Raw genomic sequence first — 19,120 nt, 5'->3', positions numbered from 1 at the left:
GAGTATGCAGTGGCCAGTACGTTTTTCCCCTATAAATCGTCTGACGATGTCGGGCTGTCCCTGACGTTCAAAGGGGCAGCGCCTGTCGAGACAGGTGATCTGTTCGACCTCAGCCGGGTCCGGCCGTCCAAACCGTTCAGCATCGAGATCAGTGTCCTGCTCAGCGGCAAGGCTCTGCAGAAGGTGCTGCATGCATCCGAGCTCAGTGATCCGCCGGTAGAGGTTGTCGTGCGGGTGTCCTCGCTCACCAGCCGACGCCGGTTTGTAGTGCCTGCTCCGAAGAGCGGCCATTCCTACCGCTGCACGTTGAGCATCAGGCCGGATGACTGGACGGGTGATATCACGATTGATGCAGCCGCTGTACGGAAATCCGGCGCGAGCAATCTGCCGGTAGGGTTCGCGGCGGACAAAGGCGCACAGGTAATGTACGTCTCTGCCCCCAAGACCATCCGCTTGGACTCGGCGGGAGAGGTGTCCGGCAGTGGCCTCGATGTCCTGTGGGAGGATTTTTCGGATCCGAATTCAGGCCTGTCCGCCTACAAAGGCCAGCTGTTCGCGCTCGATGACACAAATGACCTACCCAGGGTCAGGCTCAACTCCTCGCTGGCTCCGCAGGTTGTTCAGGTTCTGAATCTGGAGGGGCCTGGAAGTCCCAATGCGCCCCTCCGCGATATGGCACACTCGCTGATTGCACATTCTGTCATCGCGGCTCTGTTGTCACGCACACTTCTGCAGGTCCGCAAGGACGCATCGCTGGATCAGCTGCAGGACTGGCAGCAGAAGCTCTTCCGGGATGCTGCTTCTCATCTTTTCCTCGATGACAGTCCGAGTGATCCCGTCGCGCACCTGTTGAGTGAGATCAGTGATGACGAAAGCTTCGGGCAGGTCCTAGTATTCCGGGTTCCGCTGGCGGCGCAGTCAATGTCTAAGCTCGGCATTTCCACACGCCGTGCTCTGATCGAGGCTGCCAACAATGCGTGAAACCCTCAAACTCTTTCCCGACGATCTGACGGCAGATGAGATCGCGCGGCATGTGCTCGACATCTCGCACATCCGGGCAGTCCCCATAACAGAGAAGGCTGATCTGTCCCTGATCAATGACGCGTTGTCATCCGGAGAGGATAGTGCGTCACGCACCGCTCTGGACCAGGTTCTGGTCGAACCTGTGCACAGAGCCCTTGCGCATCTGCCCCGCACATTGCTGCTCCGGCCCGGCCTGTGGCACTATCTTTGCATGGAGCGGTACCGGGATCTGGTCTGGGAGCGGTGGTGGTCGGGGCTCCGGCCGGGCAGCGTCGCAGAAATGCTCTCCCGGCCCGCGAAGATCAGGCGCTTCGGGTGCCGCCCATCCATGAATGGCATGGCGCGCAATGCGCTCGCCCGCCTCTTCTGGGCCGGAGAGACACTCCGGTCGCCCGATGGTGACTACTCGCTTGCCCGGCAGGTGTTCACCATGCAGGAGACCCACCAGCAGGTCTTCGACAACACTTTCGGACTCGCCCCGGGTGTGGCCCGTGCCTTTGTCGCAGCTGCTCAGGGGCGCAATAACGAGGAAGTGCAGCGGATGGGCAAAAGTCTCAATCTCTTCGGCTCCACGATCATGCTGGACTATCTGGATGAGAGTGATGTCGCAGCCCTCCTCGCATAAGGCATCGAGAACTGTGAGAATTAAACCCGTCCGTCAGGATAAGCTGACGCTTCCGCCGCACTCGGAGAGCTGTTCGCTCGAAGAACTCCGTATGTATGCCAACGGCGCCCAGAGGCCGCTGGCAATAGACCTGTTCTGTGGTGCTGGTGGTCTGAGCCTCGGTCTTAAGCTTGCCGGCTTTGATGTCATTCTCGGCGTCGACAAGGATGTGAATGCAGTGGCTTCACACCGGGCGAACTTTGCCGGGGCATCTGTCCAAGCGGATCTCAGCAATCCCGATGAGCTGGAGAGATTGAAGGGTCATCTGCGCGGTCTGCCTGTCGACCTGATTGCCGGCGGGCCGCCGTGCCAGCCTTTCTCACGAGCTGTCAAATGGAAGGAGCGTGAAAGAACTGCGCTGCGGCCTTCCTCCGATAAACGGCGGGAGCTCTGGAAGAGCTACGTCGATATTATTGATACTGTAAGGCCCAAATTCGTTCTCATGGAGAACGTGCCTGACCTCGCGACCAGAGGCGACGGTGTTGTTCTGCGGCAGATTATCAGTTCCCTGGAGGCCCTTGAGTACAGTGTCCATGTGAAGCTGTTCTACGCATGGGAGTTCGGCGCTCCGCAGCACAGGCGTCGTCTTTTTCTGGTCGCTCACAGACACGAGCTGGACTTCGAATGGCCCCGGATCAGTGCTCGGCGGAGCACGCGGAAGCGCACGCTGCGCGATGCGATCAGCGATCTTCCTCCCCTGCGGGGTGGGTGGGATGAAGTCTGCGGAGCCTATGATGGTCCGGAAACGCCGCTTCAGCGATGGTACCGCCGGGAAATGTCCGAACCCGAGGTCTTTGACCACCGTACACGCGCGGTCAGGGAGGATGACCGCGAGGCGTTCCTGCTGCTGAAGCCCGGGATGAGGTACGGTGAACTGCCTGAACACCTGCTCCGGTACCGGACCGACAGCTTTGACGACAAGTACAACAAGCTGCCGTGGAACGAGCCCTGCCGCACGATTACAGCGCACATCGCCCGTGACGGCTACTGGTACATCCATCCGGAACAGCCCCGGACACTTTCGATCCGTGAGGCAGCCCGCGTCCAGACGTTCCCCGATCACTTCAGGTTCTCGGGGCACCCGAGTCATGCATTCCACCAGATTGGGGAGGCGGTCGCTCCGCTTGTCGGCCGGGGGCTCGGTCGTGCCATCATAAGGGCGCTTGAGCGCTCGGACCGCGGTGAGGTATCCGCCGGCGCGAAGGCACCGTCGGCTCTGAGGGAAAAGCTGACAACCTGGATCCGTGTGGCGGATCCCGACGTTTTGTCGGCTCCCTGGCGACAGGAGGAGAGTGACTGGCTTCATGTTGTTGGTGAGATCGTTTTCGGTGAGCTGAAGCCGAAAGTCCGCCACGCCTATTGGGACAACTGCATGAATGCCTGGCCGAATCCCGGCAGCTTCTGCAGGGACCCGGATCCTGCTGGACTGCTCCGTCCTCTGGGACAGCAGGGCAAGCTCTCAAAGCTCCGGCTCATTGCCGAGCGTCTCAACCGAGGGCGGAAGCTCAGCCTGGATCTCCTGCGTGATGCGGGGTTCCCGGAGACGGAAGCCCAGAAAATTCTGGCCCTCTGCGACCAGTCTGATGAGCGCCCGCCGCTCACACAGATCGTCCGGGTAGCCAGCCGCCTGCTGGGCGAGCTCATGCCCGCTTCAAACTTCGCCCGGCAGATCCTTGTTTCGCGGATTGTCGGCCACGATAGCGCGAATCTGGCCTACATGGCCCTCCTCGAGATCGGCGATACTGTCTGTCAGACGTTGAAACCCAAGTGCAGCCGGTGTCCGATGTCGGACACCTGCGAATATGCCCGGACCCAAGCTGATACTGGGATGGAGCAGCAACCGCTTCCTGAGGTCGCCTGACAGGGAAGCTTGTTATTGCCCCTGACCATGGTTGATGCATTCTGTCGCAGTTCCAGTTTTTTCGTGTAAACGATTGCAAAAAACATCTTCCCGGCGCATCGGGGGGCTTTTCATAACCCCTCCGATCCGAATACCTTCTTAGCAACAAAACTGGCGGGGGGTCCGCCTGACGGTACTGGCTCACTTCAGAGCTTGACCCGGCATGGTCGGATATTGTTGCGAATGACTGAGCGGCGGGTTGCTCCGAAAGCCTCTTCTCTGATCGAGGCAATGCGGGACATCGGATACTCTCTTGAAACCGCTCTGGCTGACATCATCGATAACTCGATAACAGCTGAAGCCGGCAAGATCCGGATCCTTTTTGATGCACGCTCTTCTGAGCCTTCGCTTGCCATCCTCGACGACGGGAGCGGGATGAGTTCAAAGGAGCTCATTGCTGCCATGCGACCGGGTAGTCGCAGTCCGCTGGAGGACCGCTCCTCCACAGATCTGGGACGCTTCGGACTGGGATTGAAGACAGCATCATTCTCACAATGCCGATCGTTGACCGTAGTTACGCGTCAGGCGGGAAAGACTCACGCGGCGCGCTGGGATCTGGACTACATCGCCGAGAAGGAGGACTGGCTTCTCCAGCAGCCGCCTGCTTTCGATCTTGAAAGTGTTCCCTTCTATAAAGAGCTCGGTTCGCAGCACGGCACGCTGGTTATCTGGGAGAAGCTGGACAGACTGGCGGACCGGACAAGCGGCTCCGGACTGGCCGATCATGTTCTGGAGCGGCTCGACAGCGCACGACGTCATCTGGAGCTGGTGTTCCACCGCTTCCTTGAAGGGGAGCGTGGTCTCCCACGGGTCAGCATCCGCATGAACGGCAGTCCGCTCGTCCCGTTTGACCCGTTCCATTCGCGTCATCCCGCAACGCAGCGGCTCCCTCGGGATGAAATTAAGGTCGACGGCAAGAAGGTCATCGTCGAGCCATACGTTCTGCCTCACCATGGAAAGGTGTCCCCTCACGACTGGGACAGGTACGCCGGAGAGGGAGGATATTCCAAGAACCAAGGCTTTTATCTTTACCGCGGCGGGCGCCTGATCATTCACGGGACATGGTTCCGTCTCGCCCGTCAGACGGAACTGACGAAGCTTGCCCGCGTGAAAGTCGATATGCCGAACGGCCTCGATCATCTGTGGAAGATCGATGTCAAGAAAGCCTTCGCACAGCCGCCGTTCGTTGTCCGCGAGCGGCTTCGCCGCATCATTGAGCAGATAGCCGCTCCCGCAAAGCGAGTTTATACCGCTCGGGGCCACCGGCTTATTGCTGACAGTGCTGCAGTCCTCTGGCACCGCAGGGTCGACAAGGGACGGATCTCCTACGAAATCAACCGCGCTCATCCGATGTTACGACACCTGCTTGAGGAGCTTCCGGATGAACGGGGGGCCGAGGTGGAAACCCTTCTCAAGGGGATTGAGCGCGCATTCCCGGTCGACGCGGTCTTCTCCGATGCTGCTGGTGATCCGACACAGATCGAGGCACCGCCGATCCCTGCCGACGAGCTCTCAGCTCTGATCGGTTTTACTATTCGCGTCTTCATTGCCCGCGACATCGATATGGAAGGTGCGTTGAGTGAACTTCATCGTACTGAACCGTACCGGTCGTGCTGGTCTGTGGCAGAGCCACTGATAAAGAAAATCTACAAGGAACAGCAGAATGCCCTCTGATAACCTGACCCTTGAGCTGCTCCGATCCGTTGTCAGACCGGTGATAGCCAAGGCCGCACTGCCGAGCCCGGACGTCATCCGGCAGACTATCGACGAGTTCCGCGGGCTCCCCTCGCTGGCTGTTTCGGACGAGGAGGCCGAGCAGCTTGCCCGCGATATCGAGAGCCAGCTCGAAATCAACATGACACTTGGCTCCGTCATCCAGGAACAGGGCTTCGTTGAGTGGTATCCGGCAGCAAAGGCGGGGATCGACCCAATTTACTGGGAGAGATACCGCATTCTGCTTGAGCAGAAGGGCTTCGCTCCCCAGGTTCTGGCAACCCTTGATCAGGTGACCGATAGGATCACCGGCCTTCTCGAAAATCCGAACCGGGATGGCCCCTGGGATCGTCGCGGAATGGTTGTCGGTCACGTTCAGTCGGGAAAGACGGCCAACTACACAGGTCTCATCTGTAAGGCCGCTGATGCCGGATACAAGCTGATCGTGGTTATTGCCGGCATTCACAATAACCTCCGTAACCAGACCCAGCAGCGGATTGATGAGGGTTTTGTAGGACGCGACAGCTCACATCCGAAGCGGCCTCCGATAGGCGTCGGGAAGTTCTCACGTCAATCCACTCCGATCACGCTCACAACTGCCACCAGTGATTTTAATGCTGCAGGCGCCGGGATTGCAGGCATGGAGCTGAAGGCGTCGACTGTGCCCGTGGTGCTTGTGATCAAGAAGAACAGCAATACATTGAAAAACCTGATCACCTGGTTGAAGGCGCACAACACCGGCCTGATGTCGGAGTTCGTCGATGCACCGATGCTGCTGATCGACGATGAGGCTGACAATGCATCCATCAATACAAGTGCAAATCCGGGTGAAGCGCCTCGGATCAACGCGCTGATCCGTGAACTCCTGAACCTTTTCCGGCGGAAGTGCTACGTAGGCTATACGGCAACGCCTTTCGCCAACATCTTTGTGGATCCCGACACCGAGCACGACATGCTCAAGGCCGACCTGTTCCCGCGTGACTTCATCATCACGCTGGATCCGCCGACCAACTACTTCGGAGCAGCAAAGATATTTCAAACCGATGAGGGCAAGGCTCACCTCCGGGATATCGACGACAATGGTGACATTCTTCCGATTGTGCATAAGATCGACTTCCGGGTTGTCGATCTGCCGGAGACCCTGCTCGAGGCCGTCCGCACCTTCGTAGTAGCGCGCGCGATACGGATCCTGCGCGGGCAGGGGCGTGCTCATACGAGCATGCTGGTCAATGCATCGCGTTTCACGAACGTTCAAAAACAGCTGCGGAATCACATACACGAATATGTAAAGAAGCTGGAGCGCGCCATCCGGTATGAGGCCGCTATGGAGGACACAAGCCCTCATATCCTAGCCCTCAAGCAGACCTGGAAGAAGGAGTACGGCGGCCTCGAGTTCAGCTGGAAGAATATAAAGGGGGTCCTACTCGAAAGCATTGCTCCGATTCAGGTGGTGGAGGTGAACAGCGGGTCTGCGGGCAACCTGGATTACGCAGATCATGCTGAAAACGGACTCCAAGTTATTGCCGTAGGTGGTTTCAGTCTCTCACGAGGGCTAACTCTGGAGGGGCTGACCGTCAGCTATTTCCTCCGGAACTCCATCATGTACGACACGCTCCTTCAGATGGGGCGCTGGTTCGGATACCGGCCCGGATATGAAGATCTGTGCCGAATCTGGATGCCGGTGGAAGCGCAGGGGTGGTACGAGCACATCAGTGAGTCCATTGATGAGCTGCGCGATGAAATGCGACGTATGGAGCAGGCCAAGCTAACACCTAAGGACTTCGGCCTGAAGGTCAGGAGCCACCCGGACTCGCTTATTGTTACAGCGCGCAACAAAATGAGGACTGCTGAAAGCGTCAACGTCAGTATCGGGCTGTCGAACGAGTTTATCGAAACCTATGCTCTTTCCGCAAACCCCGATCATGTGACGGCGAACTTCAACTCAGCGAAGGATCTTGTTGCGACACTCGTCTCGAGAAGCGGAGTGCCCGAAAGAAACCGCGGTAATTATCTATGGACTGATGTACCGGCGGATGATGTTGTTCTGTTCATCGAACGGTTCATCAACCATCAGCGCAGTCTCCACACTTCGTCGAAGCCTGTGGCTGACTTCATCCGGGCCGGGATGTCTGGTGAGCTATCCTCCTGGGATGTTGCCGTGGTCGGGCGCAACACGGGCAGCACTGATGTACTTAAGGCAGATGAACTCGGGCTTGAGCTCTACTGTCAGGAGCGCACGCTCGGAAAGGCTTGGAGGGCTGGCGATTTCTACCTGGTCGGAAACAAGAGCCGTGTGTCCTCAAGAGGGATTGAGCGCATCGGTATCTCTGAAGAGATGCAGCGATCTGCTGAGGAGAGCTACCGGCAGGGGAAGAGCGGGTCTGAGCCGATCAATTATCCGGATAGAATCTTCCGTGATGTACGTCAGAGACCCCTGCTTCTCATCCAGCCTCTTGATCTGCGGACGGATGAAGAAAGCAGAGATCCTCAGAGGGTCTCACAGGTAGCGGTTATTGCTTGGAGCATCAGCTTCCCGCGGACGAAATTCGAGCACAGAGCTGCTACTTACGCGGTGAACCGCACCTGGTGGCGTGAGTACTTCGGCGGCGACAGTGACGAGGATGAGGGGGCTTCTGATGAAGCCGCATAATCCCTGGGCTGACATCCGGAAGCCTTCAACGAGTGCAGATCTGCCGGCGAGGCGGGTGGATCCCGGACATCCGGGAAGCTTCTTCTGGGCCAGAGATCATGAAGGTCGCTGTATGCTGCTCCTCCAGTATGGCGCGGGTGTGACAGCGAATGAGCAGCGGCCGAAGCTCAAGGGTATCGACGTTCGGGAGAGTGAGGGACCATCGGGTACGCGGCGTCTCCTGCTGACGCTGAAAAACGATCACGACCGCGATCTCTTTGAGGATCTGTGCAACAATATTGTGCGGGCAACGCGCGAATGTGCTGACGAGCAGGCGATCCTATCAACGACAATACAGAGAGCTTGGCGGTGGCACAGCCTGTTGCGAAGCGGATCCGACCGGCTGAGTGAAGAGGCTCAGCAGGGACTCGCCGGTGAGCTGCTGTTCCTGCTCCGCCTGTTCGATCACCATCCTGTCGCCACTGCAATTGAGTTCTGGCGTGGTCCTCTCGGTGAGCCGAAGGATTTTCTGATCGGCTCGACTGCAGTCGAGATCAAGACGAAACGGGGCGGTAGAAACGAGGTGACAATTTCATCGGAGGACCAGCTGGAGGAGGTCCAGGGCCAGGACCTGGTTCTCTGCATCTCCTCCCTGTCCCCATCATCACCATCAGGCGAGAATGCATTTACTCTGTCGGGACTGGTAGCAGAGGTGCGCAGTCGGGTTGAAGCGCAGCACAACGGCGCCATCGAAACCTTTGAGACACGGCTTTCGGGAGCAGGGTACCTCGATGAGCACGATTATACTGACCGTACCTGGATCGTACTCGATACGATTGCTTACCATATCGGAACGGGTTTTCCACGCCTGGTGCCTGCCAGTGTGCCGGCGGGGATCAGAAATGTCCGCTACACACTCGACCTCAGCGCGTGTGTGAGCTTTCAGATAAGTCCGCCGGCATTCGAGCTGGTGGTCAGAAGGGCTGTACATGAATGAGTCGCTTGAGGAATTCCACCTGAATTTTTTCAATGGGGTGAGGGCGGGAGCTGACGCGGATGGCCGCTTCATGGAAACGGCATTCATCGAGCACTTCTGTGAGTGGCTGATCGACTCCGGTGAGCTCGACACCCTTGATCTCGCACCGTACCGTGCTGCCCGCGGAATGCGTGTAGACGCCTACGCGGGTGATCCCGCCGAGTACGAGGGTGTCCTCACGCTTATCATCTCGGACTTCAATCAGGACGACAAGCTCGCCACTCTAAGGCGTGCTGACATGGATCTTCTTTTCAAAAGGCTGGAGAATTTCCTCTCTGCCTCTCTGACATCGAGCTTCAGAGATCAGCTGGAGGAGTCATCCCCCGGCTTCGGCCTCGCTGAGCTGATCCGCACCCGGCGGGACGGAATCAGACGCGTCCGGCTTCTGATTGTTACCAACCGTAAGCTGAGTGCCCGTATCGAAGGGCTCGAGGCCGGAACGCTCGAAGGCTATCCTGTCACGTACACCATCTGGGATATCTCCAGACTTCACCGGCTTGTTGCTTCAGGTTCGGGGAAGGAGGATCTGCAGATCGACTTTGCAGCCGATTTCAGTCAGGCGCTTCCCTGCCTGCCGGCGCACATGGATGGGGCGAACTACAAAGCTTTTCTTGTTGTTGTGCCAGGAACCCTTCTTGCGGAGATCTATGGGCGCTGGGGTGCCCGGCTGCTTGAGCAGAATGTCCGCACCTTCCTTCAGGCTCGCGGCAGCGTCAATAAGGGCATCAGACAAACTATTCTCACCGACCCCGGCATGTTCTTCGCATACAACAATGGTGTGACGGCAACAGCGGAGGATGTGGAGACAGTCACAGAAGGAACCACGACTTACCTCAAGTCCGTCCGCAACCTGCAGATTGTCAATGGCGGTCAGACTACAGCCTCCATATTCTCTGCCAAGGAGAAGGATAAGGCCGAGCTCGACCGTATCTTTGTGCAGATGAAGTTGTCCGTTGTGGATCCCGAGAAGGCAGTGGAGGTCGTTCCCAGGATCTCTGAATATGCGAACAGTCAGAACCGGGTGAATGCAGCAGACTTCTTCTCCAACCATCCTTTCCATGTCCGCATGCAGGAGTTCTCCCGCCGCATCTGGGCACCTTCACCGGATGGATCGTTCAGCCAGACAAAGTGGTTCTATGAACGCGCAAGAGGCCAGTATCTGGATGCCAAGGCATACCTGAGCGCTGCAAAAAAGAAAGCGTTCGAAAACGAGTATCCGAAGAATCAATGCTTCACCAAGACGGATCTCGCCAAGTTCGAGACCGTCTGGGAGGGGCTGCCCCACATTGTCAGCAAAGGAGCACAACACACATTCGCCGAGTTTGCGAAAGTTGTTGCCGAGCGCTGGCAGAAGAACCCCGACCAGTTCAATGAGTTCTACTTCAGGAGCGCTGTAGCCAAGGCCATCATCTTCCGGGAGATGGAGAAGCTCGTAGTCGAGCAGCCATGGTACGACGGCGGTTACCGCGCCCAGATCATTGCATACACCTTGAGCAAGCTGGCGGCTATCGTGAAGGACCGTAAGCAGGTCGTTGATTTCGAAGCTGTCTGGAAACGCCAGACGATGCCCTCGGAGCTGAAAACTGCGCTACTCATGGTCGCGGATCAGGTGCGCCATGTGATTACAAGCCCGGAGGCCGGCTCTGCGAACATGAGTGAATGGGCCAAGAAGCAGGCATGCTGGGGGCGGGTTCAGGCTCTTGAGGTTGACCTTCCGGTCGGCTTCTACCGTTCGCTCAACGACGTGGCTGAACAGAAGATCGTCGTGTCTGATGCCAAGAAAATCCAGAAAATGGATAACGGCATTGAAGCACAGAAGAAGGTTCTGGAACTGGGAGCAGCCTTCTGGTCGGGTGCCGCAGGATATGCGAGGAAAAAGCGCCTGTTAGGGCCGGCAGACAACAGTCTCCTTGCTCTGGCGTCGAAGGTTCCCATGAGGATACCGGATGAGAAACAGAGCCTGCGGCTCATGGAGGCGATGAAGGTTCTCGAGCTCGACGGTTTTAAAGTGCCGGCACAATGAACTGGTAGAACACAGGCGTTGCATGCCGTAGGCGGTGTGGAGAGGAATGTTCATACAATCGACACCGCTTCGCAATTGAACAGGCTCGATGGCTGAATGACTATCCCGGTCAATCACAGTTTGAGCGGCCGCACAGTCCTCTGAGGCATTCTCCTCTACTGGCTGGCAATAGAAACGTACTGCAGACGTTCTGAGCACCCGAAATGAAAGCACTTGTGATCGACGAGCCCTGGATCAGTCTCATCCTGTGCGGCGCGAAGACGTGGGAGATGCGAAGAAGGTCCTGCAGCCACCGAGGCCCTGTTGCGCTTGTCCGGAAGGGAAGCGGGCAAATCGTCGGAGTCGCAGACGTAATCGACTCGCTGCCCCATGTAGAAACACTTGAAGCCTACGCAGCGTCTGAGCCCTTTCATAGAATCCCTGAGCCGGAGCAGGGAGGGGCGTTCGCGAGAGGCTGGCGCATTCCCTGGGTGATTGCTGGTGCCAGGCGGCTTGCCTCTCCAGTGGACTACAGCCACTCGCCTGGAGCAGTTGTCTGGGTCAATCTCGCGCCCAGTGTGGCAGAAAGAGTAATGACGCAGGCTGAGCAGGCGCAAGGACCCGACCCTCGTCGGGTACCAGAACCGATCAATGTCTCCATTTTTTGTTCTCAAAGGAATTCAGGTGTGCCCACTCCTTCTGAAACCGCTGGAGTTGTCCGGACTGTCGAGCTCACAGCAGCAAATGTGAACCCTAAGAATAATCATATCTACCTGCGGAAACTGCTCGACTTCTTCCCATCCGATGCAGTCGGCGGTAGCAACCGCCTCGAAGCCGGTAGAAGATCCCTCAGAATATCATTCCTGCCCGGCTCAACCGTTGAGACTGATATAGACGGCGACAAAAAGTTCCTACGGGCGCGCGCAGCCGTCGGTGAGTTCTTCCGCCTGACCGGTGCCCGCGGCGGCGATATGGTTCGGATTGAACGGACCGCAGCCTACGCATATACATTCTCCCTGGTGCCCAAGGAAGACTCTGCGAGCTGAGGTGTCCCAGAACTGGGACGAGATGGCTGCATTCAGGAGCGCAACTCCGGTTCGATGAGATGAAGTGGGTAAATTCAACAGGTCCATGATTCCGAGTGAGCTATCGCAGATCCAATCGATGCAGGGTGGCGCTGCGTCAGATCGGTCATCCGTCCAGTGAGTTCAGGCTCGTGCCCCGGTCATACTCTGCCAGGAAAGCTTCCTCTGAGCACTCGGAGCTGCTGAGTTCGCCCAAGCTTGCGAACGCAGGTATGCATGCTCACGAAGGCTCCGCTACCACATTGTAGAATGCGCAGGGAACGACCGAAATGGATGTCACTAAGTTATTCGACAAAGAGCTGAAACAGCTTCGAGTGAATGCTTCTTCGCGACATGGACCCGAGGCGGAGAGGATTCTGCAGGCTGCCAACACTGAGATCAAACGCCGGAATGGATTACGGCCAGCGCGCTCACGGTCGCTACTCAGCTGGCGGCAGGAAGGTGACCGATATGACGCCTACTTGGGCGATAGAATTGTCGCCTCCATAAAGAAGGTTGCAAACCACTCTCTGACGCAGCGCGATGTGTATCAGGCAACCGTTGGCGACGACTTCTACAAACGGTTCGAGTACATAGAAGTTGCAAAAAAGGAGATCTCCCAAGAGATCAGAACTCGAGGTCTCGATGCATCCGCGTCAACGGATATACCGGTTGATCCGGAATAGCACTTGGGGTCATCAGTAAATTCAGAGACTGGGCTGGTCCAGAGGTCCGTCGACCTTCAAAGGTGCTGCCGCGACACTACAGTACAGCGCCATCGGATCTCCGCAGGTCGTCCGAAAATGGTAGATCAGCCTGAGCAGATCCGAGTTGAAGCCGGACAGCAGGTGTCTGGTCCGGAAATTCAGAGGGAGCTGTCTGCGTCCTATGTTCCCGCACCGGTCCGTGCGCGTGCCTCTTCGCTACCCTAGGAGGTAAGGCCATGACCGCTCCTATTCCGGTGCCCGCTGGAGCGATCAATGATTAACGAGCAAGACGGCACGGCTCTTCTTAATCTCCGATCTCGCGATTGCTCCATATGTTGTGTTGATCCGACTTGGTTGGGACAGTTGTCTCGGCCCGATCTGTCAATTAGTATTGCGCTTAGTGGAAACCATAACGATTGAGCTGTCTATGTCTGAGCTTCTAGAGGCGCCCGAGTTGGTCTGGACGAACGGGATGTCCCGCTCAGTACTTGAAGTGAGCCTCGAGTCCATTCCAACCGAGTTCGAGGGACAGTGGCTGAATGTGGTGCGGGATTTCATTGCAGAATGGGTCCGAAGGAATTCATTTACCGGAGAAGCTACTATCTGGATGTGGGAAGCAATCGGCGCCAATCTAATAGGTCGTCACACATCCACTCCGGCCCCTGGCTCTTCAGAGTTCATTATCCAGTTTGGACTCCCGGAAAAGTTCATCCGGGATCTTGAGCTCACGCTACAAACCGTTCTCGACGGCCACGCCGCTGTGACCGAAGTCCTTACTGCACAGGAGGACGAAAGATGGGCTCCGATCTTCCATGTTCAGGATGGGTTGGTGTGGAGTGAAGATGATCCAGGCGAGTGGGTGCCCTGGCAGGGGAGGGATCAAGTTCAGCATGAGGATGACGCGCCACTTGCGCCGGAAGAGCTGAACATCGACGTAAGCATTGACCCGCGTTCTCGGACTGCAGGCACGATGACTCACTCTGGATCAGTGCGCAGGGATCCGGCAAAGATTCAGAATATGATGTGTCTGGTCCGGGAGACGTTCGCGACAGGAGCAGAACGGGACAGGATTGGGGCAATCAACGAAATGGCTCGGGCTCTCGGTTTTAAGCGAACAGGCAGTCGGATCCGCTCTCAACTGGACAATGCCCTCAGAATGGCTGTCCGGAGAGGGATCATAGCGAACGAACGCGGAATGTTGTGCATCTCCGCTCGCACGATTGAGCACTATGATCGTGACTTCCTCAAAGACCAGTTCATAGCGTCACTTCAGGGGCGCCAGTGGATTGAGCGTGATGAGGCTATTCGCGGATTAGCAAGATGGATCGGCTTCAGCCGAACTGGTTCGACCATCGACCAAGTCTCCCGTTCGATCATAAACGGTTTGATCCGGGAGGGACGGCTCGAAAGTGACGGCGGGAACCTCCGGCGGGTATGAGACGGCATTGAAGCATCCGAACGCGCAGCTCTGCTGTTAACCAGTTGCGGCCCATCAGCAGCGAGGCTTCGTGTGAGCTTCTTGGCGCAGATCACTATACGAACTGAAATACAATGGAGGCAAACCAAAAAATCTCATCCTACTGAGGACCGCTCATAGACGAAGCTGGCAAATATTTCGTCGTAAAATACTCCGACCACTTCGCCCCGTGATAGTTGTTGGAGCCAGGAAGCGGCTGACCAGACACCGGATCCCTCTTCCCGGCTAGCTCCGGTTACTCCTAACCCTCGAGTTGGACACGATTGTCAGCAGAATTTCTGTAGTCGGTCCAGAAATCCAGCACTCTGCAAATTGCAGATAAGCACACGATGAGATCACCTGGCGAGAGTACAGGAGGGGATTTCTCCTTCGCCTTCTGGTGCACCTCTTCGTTGCCGAATACCCTGAGAATATGCATGTAGCTTGCAATCCAATGAGCAATACCCAACGACGGAAGTGCGTTGATCTTCGTCATGAGGTCTGCGCTAGCCGTTTTCTTGTCCGTGACAACATGGCCGCAGACATGCTCGGCGAGGCGCCGACCCAAGGTTCCTATTTCGAAGGACTGGCTCTCACGTGACAGGAGAAGTCGAGACATATTGCTGTAGATTGGTGCTCCTGCCGGATCCAAGACTGTAACCCGGTGAAGCAGTTCTTGAAGCTCCGCTCGAACTGCGTCCGCAACCTGACCTTTCGCAGAAACACCCTGTTCTCGCCCGAGGTAAAGGTTCATAGCATTGCTCAGCTCGGAAGCCTTCTGCTGAGATTGGGCCATGAAGATGATTTTCTTGACTGAATGGGCCCGTTCCAGAAAGCCTACGGATTCCTGCATCAGAACGTCTGTTACGTGCCTCACGTCGCGGCGATGATCTCCAGTCGATAATATCGGCATAGCGATTGTCCTTATCTCAGGATACTTCCGCTCGGCAACTGCGAGTGCGATAAAGGCGTTCTGAAAGACCTCACGCAGGTCTGAGGCGTCTGCGGGCACGTTTACGCATATAATGCCTCCGAATGGTGCCTCAGCGCCCGAGAAAGACAGCCACGTACAGAGTGCGTCCAAGTTCAGGGACGGACGCTTCGCCAGCTCGCTGATGTCAATGCTGTGGACCCGAAGCAGAGCGCCAATCACTGATGTAGGCGTAGGAGCATAGTCGTCTTCAATCGCGGATACTACCAGCGCGTCGACATGCTCTGGAGGCGTACATATATCACCCTGCCACAACTCGATTGTCCGAGTGCCCCTGACAGTTGGAACATCCAATAGGTTCAGCTGTTGCATGCTTTCTCTCGAAGTTGAACTTTATGCCTTATAGATCTGATGATCAGTGAATATCGCCAGCTCATGTCATTATCCCATTCTCGTTGAGCATTCCATTCCGATCCAGGTAGTCGAGGTCCTCGAGCGGCAGGGAGGCAGGACGACACGTTCACGGTAGTTTCTCCGGTGCATAGATGGAGGCCTTGGAGATGCAGATACTCGCACCAGGCCGGGGATCGAAGATGGAATCCGCTGCAGGCGTCCAAGGAGGACCTACCAATTATTGGTCATCCCGCCTTCCATCCTGCCGAATCAGCCAAACAGATGCAGGTCCTGCTCGGCTTGGCCAGGGTCGCTGAGCAGGGGCCCGCCATCAGCCGGAGCGTGAGACTTGGCATGGGAAGCGGATGCGGTGATTGCGACGCCGAGCAGGAAATATTGTTGGGAATTCATCAGGCGCTCTAGGCTGCACAGAGGTCCTATCGCAGGCTCAGGGACAGAGTAGAAAGGTGCTTCTGAGTACCGCAGAACCGGACTGTTCCGCCTGAAAGGCCTCTGCCACTTCCCGTCTGAACCGGTGCAATTGCTCAATAACAATTGAGATCGGGCCCGATTGACACAAGCTTGGCCTTGGGTAGCCTCTCCTAGCGAAGATTGGGGCAAAGACATGGCGATCGGCAATGCCGTTCAAAGGGGCAGTGTAATCTATATCTATGATGAGAAAGGTCGCCAGACCGGGACGGTGAGCGCCGGCAGCGGCCCTCGAGATGGCCTGAAGGGATACACGAATTCCACCGTCAACGTTCAGCGTGGAGCCGTGATCTACACCTATAACGAAAAAGGCCGGCAGCTTTCCGTCACTGCAGCACGCTGAGAAAGGTCAGAGCGGATGATGCTCCAAGTCGGCAGTCAGGATTTACGGACATTGCGGCGCGCGCTCAACTGCTGGAGTGATCAGCTGGCACGGGATGTGTCCCGCAGCCCTGACGAGCAGAGATACAGGGACGAAAGCAACCGTGTGATCGCCCTGCTCGCAAAAATTGACGAACTCGAAAATCGAGCCTCACGCTTTGCCTGGGGACCAGGAGATATCGAGTTCCTCCCCAGAGAGGACGAGACTTGAGGCCGCTCAGTCCTTCTAAGAGAACGGAGGATGTGGCTCTGCTTGGACGATGCATTCATTCCGTCAGTTGCTCCTCGGAGCAATTCCGAGCGACTCGCCGTATGGGTCCCAAGGCGTGAGCATCGCGAAAGCCCGTCCGGCAAGGAGGCCAAGCTTCCCGGGAATGCCGGTACGGAGTACAAGTTTCACGTGTTCGCCGACGGAGCTGTGATGGCTGATCCTGCCCACAAGGCATTCATGGATATCAGCTGCACCGACTTTGAAAACAGTGGGAGGGCTTCCGCCCTTCAAAATCTCTATCCGGATTCCTCGAGCCTTCACTACAGGATCCAGACACAAGGATTGCCGACCATGATCAGCGGAGCATTGACAGCGTGACGCCCATCGGAGTCCTGATCCGCGAGCAGATGGAACTCCTCGGGATCACCCGACCGGAGCTTGCCCGCCGTCTGGGATACAGGAACCTGCCGAAAGGCATGAGGCAGATCGACAGCATCATCGCGGGCGACCTGGATGCCACAAAAGAACAGGTTCCCGCATTGCAGGAGGCGCTTGAAATCAAGCCGGCCGTGTTCCTGAGCGCCATCGAGCAGACTCGCCTGAACGCCGATGAGGCGAGGCGAGAAGCGGCTGCTGCAAGAGATGCGGCATGGCGAGCCGCCTTTCGACCCCACGCGATCATTCTGACCGAACGTACCGTGCCAAGCCAGATCACCATCTGTGGTCTGGTAAAAGGGGATCGCTTCAAGTGGATAGATCTCGACACATCACAGCCCCGGGCCGCCTTCATCAGGCAGGCGATGTGCGAGCTTGAGGCACGGCTTAGGAGGTACGGAACGAAGGAAATACCCTTCTTTGGTCTTCCTATCGGGTTCGTCGTGAATCTGACACCGGATTGTGCACTCCGCTATTCACTTGCGGGAGAAGCACAGGCGATCATGCCAAAAGCGTATCGGATGGGGACAACCCTGCTGTCGATCAGCGGCAGTCCAGTCAGCGGCGAGGCGCTGAGCGAGATATTCGGAACAGATAACAGCATGGATTGAAGCGCTATGGAAACGAAACACAAAAATCGATGCCTCCTGGAGGCCACGGTCGATCTTCTCGCGAAGGAGCTCGCAGCCGATAACAAGGATCCCTTCACCCGGTCCTATCTGGAAAAGCGGCTCAGCGAGATCCGCTCCTACCTGGCCGATGATAGCAAGGAGATCAGCAGGGATGAGCTGAGAAGCACTAAGAACATCGTCAGCAATCTCAGCTACGCCATCGATCAGAATGCAGCCTATGACGATCATGCTGCACAGTTCTACAAGGCTGTGATCGGAGATCTGAAGGATGAACTCGAATCAGCCTGCGAAGACCGCTGAAGATAAGGGACAGACGTCAACTTTCCGGCCGCAGTCCGCAGATGACGTGACGATTAAATATGTTTTCGAGACGTTCTGAAGGTGCAGGCCGTAGACTGCCGAACACTCTGGTACGGAAGGGACGCTACGCACTATGGGGGAACAGTGATGGATTGGTTTGAGAAGCTTACTGGCTTTCAGGAGAGAGGATACGCCGAAACACAGGCACAGTTTGAGGTTTCAGGGCGGCAACTGATCTCCCGATCGAATGGACAGCAATATGCAATTGGTGAACTTGAGCTCCCGTCGCTGACGGAGCTTCGTCTTCGAGGCGCCGATGTCCGAATTCCTGGCCGCCTAAGGGTGCGGAACCGCGTTGGCGACGTCCGCCGCCTTCACGCCGATGCTGAATTCGAGGGTGCGCTTTTTCAGGTGGCATCTCAATTCAACCTGCTCGAAATGACGGGTCCGGGTGTTACACCGGAAGACGGAATCACACGGTACCAGTCCGATCGAACTCAAGGGCCCGCCTGTGCTATGGCAGCAGGTGCCGCTACGATCTACCGTAACTATCTTGCGCCTGTAGGGGTTGGCATCGGCCAGACTGCTACCCGACAGATTGATGCACTCGCTGACCTCGGCGATGCACTGGCAGCCCGTTTAGCGTTGTCCCGGGACGCGCTCTGGATCATGAGGAACGGATATGCACTCGCCTCGCAGGAAAGTCTAAAGGCGATCAGCACTGTCCTTTCCGAGGAAGGGTCATCTGAAGCTCTGAAGGGCCTCCTGCGCATTGGCGTTCACTGGGATATTGAGGTCACGGATGTCGGGCCGCTAGGCCCGCTCGTGTCACAGGCCTTCTGCTCCGCGTTACCCGTGGCTTACTCGGGCGTGCCATCGGCGGACTGGGCTCGTTTTGGGAGCCTTGTTCTGGAGGCCGCATATGAAGCGACCCTTTGGGCTGGACTCCTCAATGCAGCACGAGGTGCGTCGAACAAGGTGCTGCTCACAAGGCTCGGCGGTGGTGCCTTCGGCAATCCGGACAGTTGGATCGATGCGGCATTGACCCGTGCTCTTGAACTCTTTGCGGATCATGGACTGGAGGTCATCCTGGTCAGTTATCATTCACCGGCAGAACAGGCGCTCCGGCTCGAGAAGAGATTTGGAGGTTAGGC

Annotated in this window: 17 protein-coding genes; 15 read left to right on the top strand and 2 right to left on the bottom strand. The window is 57.0% G+C overall.

The window, feature by feature from the left end:
* Nucleotides 1–9: 9 nt before the first annotated feature.
* From NF876_RS14965 to NF876_RS14920, 10 genes are all read left to right on the top strand, one after another.
* On the top strand, nt 10–981 hold the full coding sequence (locus tag NF876_RS14965) for a hypothetical protein (protein WP_262269591.1): 972 nt from the start codon (nt 10–12) through the stop codon (nt 979–981).
* Nucleotides 974–1,648 (top strand): DUF6339 family protein, encoded by a 675-nt coding sequence (locus NF876_RS14960; RefSeq protein ID WP_262269590.1) that lies wholly within the window; start codon nt 974–976, stop codon nt 1,646–1,648. The genes NF876_RS14965 and NF876_RS14960 overlap by 8 nt, the downstream gene beginning before the upstream one ends.
* Nucleotides 1,626–3,548 carry a DNA (cytosine-5-)-methyltransferase gene (locus NF876_RS14955; RefSeq protein WP_262269589.1) on the top strand — a complete coding sequence of 641 codons (1,923 nt, stop codon included), beginning with the start codon at nt 1,626–1,628 and terminating at the stop codon, nt 3,546–3,548. The genes NF876_RS14960 and NF876_RS14955 overlap by 23 nt, the downstream gene beginning before the upstream one ends.
* A 222-nt stretch (nt 3,549–3,770) precedes the next feature.
* Nucleotides 3,771–5,261: an ATP-binding protein gene (locus NF876_RS14950; RefSeq protein ID WP_262269588.1), complete on the top strand. Its 1,491-nt coding sequence runs from the start codon at nt 3,771–3,773 to the stop codon at nt 5,259–5,261.
* The gene (locus NF876_RS14945; RefSeq protein WP_262269587.1) at nt 5,251–7,950 is read left to right on the top strand and encodes a Z1 domain-containing protein; all 2,700 of its coding nucleotides are present in this window, start codon (nt 5,251–5,253) and stop codon (nt 7,948–7,950) included. The genes NF876_RS14950 and NF876_RS14945 overlap by 11 nt, the downstream gene beginning before the upstream one ends.
* Complete coding sequence (locus tag NF876_RS14940) at nt 7,937–8,926, top strand: PD-(D/E)XK motif protein (protein ID WP_262269586.1); 990 nt, start codon at nt 7,937–7,939, stop codon at nt 8,924–8,926. The genes NF876_RS14945 and NF876_RS14940 overlap by 14 nt, the downstream gene beginning before the upstream one ends.
* Entirely contained in the window at nt 8,919–10,988 is a 2,070-nt protein-coding gene (locus NF876_RS14935) for an AIPR family protein (protein ID WP_262269585.1), read from the top strand. The genes NF876_RS14940 and NF876_RS14935 overlap by 8 nt, the downstream gene beginning before the upstream one ends.
* A gap of 203 nt (nt 10,989–11,191) precedes the next feature.
* Nucleotides 11,192–12,013, top strand: coding sequence for an ASCH domain-containing protein (locus NF876_RS14930; protein ID WP_262269584.1), 822 nt, complete (start codon nt 11,192–11,194; stop codon nt 12,011–12,013).
* A 308-nt stretch (nt 12,014–12,321) separates the two neighbouring features.
* Nucleotides 12,322–12,717: a hypothetical protein gene (locus tag NF876_RS14925; protein WP_262269583.1), complete on the top strand. Its 396-nt coding sequence runs from the start codon at nt 12,322–12,324 to the stop codon at nt 12,715–12,717.
* 448 nt (nt 12,718–13,165) lie between these two features.
* Nucleotides 13,166–14,176, top strand: coding sequence for a hypothetical protein (locus tag NF876_RS14920; RefSeq protein WP_262269582.1), 1,011 nt, complete (start codon nt 13,166–13,168; stop codon nt 14,174–14,176).
* Nucleotides 14,177–14,456: 280 nt separating this feature from the next.
* Here the strand turns inward: NF876_RS14920 and NF876_RS14915 are convergent, their stop codons facing one another.
* Nucleotides 14,457–15,497 (bottom strand): macro domain-containing protein, encoded by a 1,041-nt coding sequence (locus NF876_RS14915; protein WP_262269581.1) that lies wholly within the window; start codon nt 15,495–15,497, stop codon nt 14,457–14,459.
* A 291-nt stretch (nt 15,498–15,788) separates the two neighbouring features.
* On the bottom strand, nt 15,789–15,929 hold the full coding sequence (locus tag NF876_RS14910; protein ID WP_262269580.1) for a hypothetical protein: 141 nt from the start codon (nt 15,927–15,929) through the stop codon (nt 15,789–15,791).
* A 214-nt stretch (nt 15,930–16,143) separates the two neighbouring features.
* Between NF876_RS14910 and NF876_RS14905 the strand changes: the two genes are divergently transcribed.
* The 5 genes from NF876_RS14905 to NF876_RS14885 all read left to right on the top strand — a co-directional run bounded on the left by NF876_RS14905 (nt 16,144) and on the right by NF876_RS14885 (nt 19,118).
* Entirely contained in the window at nt 16,144–16,350 is a 207-nt protein-coding gene (locus tag NF876_RS14905) for a hypothetical protein (protein ID WP_262269579.1), read from the top strand.
* A 291-nt stretch (nt 16,351–16,641) separates the two neighbouring features.
* Complete coding sequence (locus NF876_RS14900) at nt 16,642–16,977, top strand: hypothetical protein (protein ID WP_262269578.1); 336 nt, start codon at nt 16,642–16,644, stop codon at nt 16,975–16,977.
* Nucleotides 16,974–17,645 (top strand): hypothetical protein, encoded by a 672-nt coding sequence (locus NF876_RS14895; RefSeq protein ID WP_262269577.1) that lies wholly within the window; start codon nt 16,974–16,976, stop codon nt 17,643–17,645. Before NF876_RS14900 ends, NF876_RS14895 begins: the two co-directional genes overlap by 4 nt.
* Before the next feature lie 6 nt (nt 17,646–17,651).
* Complete coding sequence (locus NF876_RS14890) at nt 17,652–17,966, top strand: hypothetical protein (RefSeq protein WP_262269576.1); 315 nt, start codon at nt 17,652–17,654, stop codon at nt 17,964–17,966.
* Between the two features lie 147 nt (nt 17,967–18,113).
* Complete coding sequence (locus NF876_RS14885) at nt 18,114–19,118, top strand: hypothetical protein (protein ID WP_262269575.1); 1,005 nt, start codon at nt 18,114–18,116, stop codon at nt 19,116–19,118.
* Nucleotides 19,119–19,120: the final 2 nt, after the last annotated feature.

This window comes from Microvirga yunnanensis, from assembly GCF_025460875.1.
Note: the sequence above shows the minus strand (reverse complement) of the source record. Positions and strands in the feature narration are given on the sequence as shown.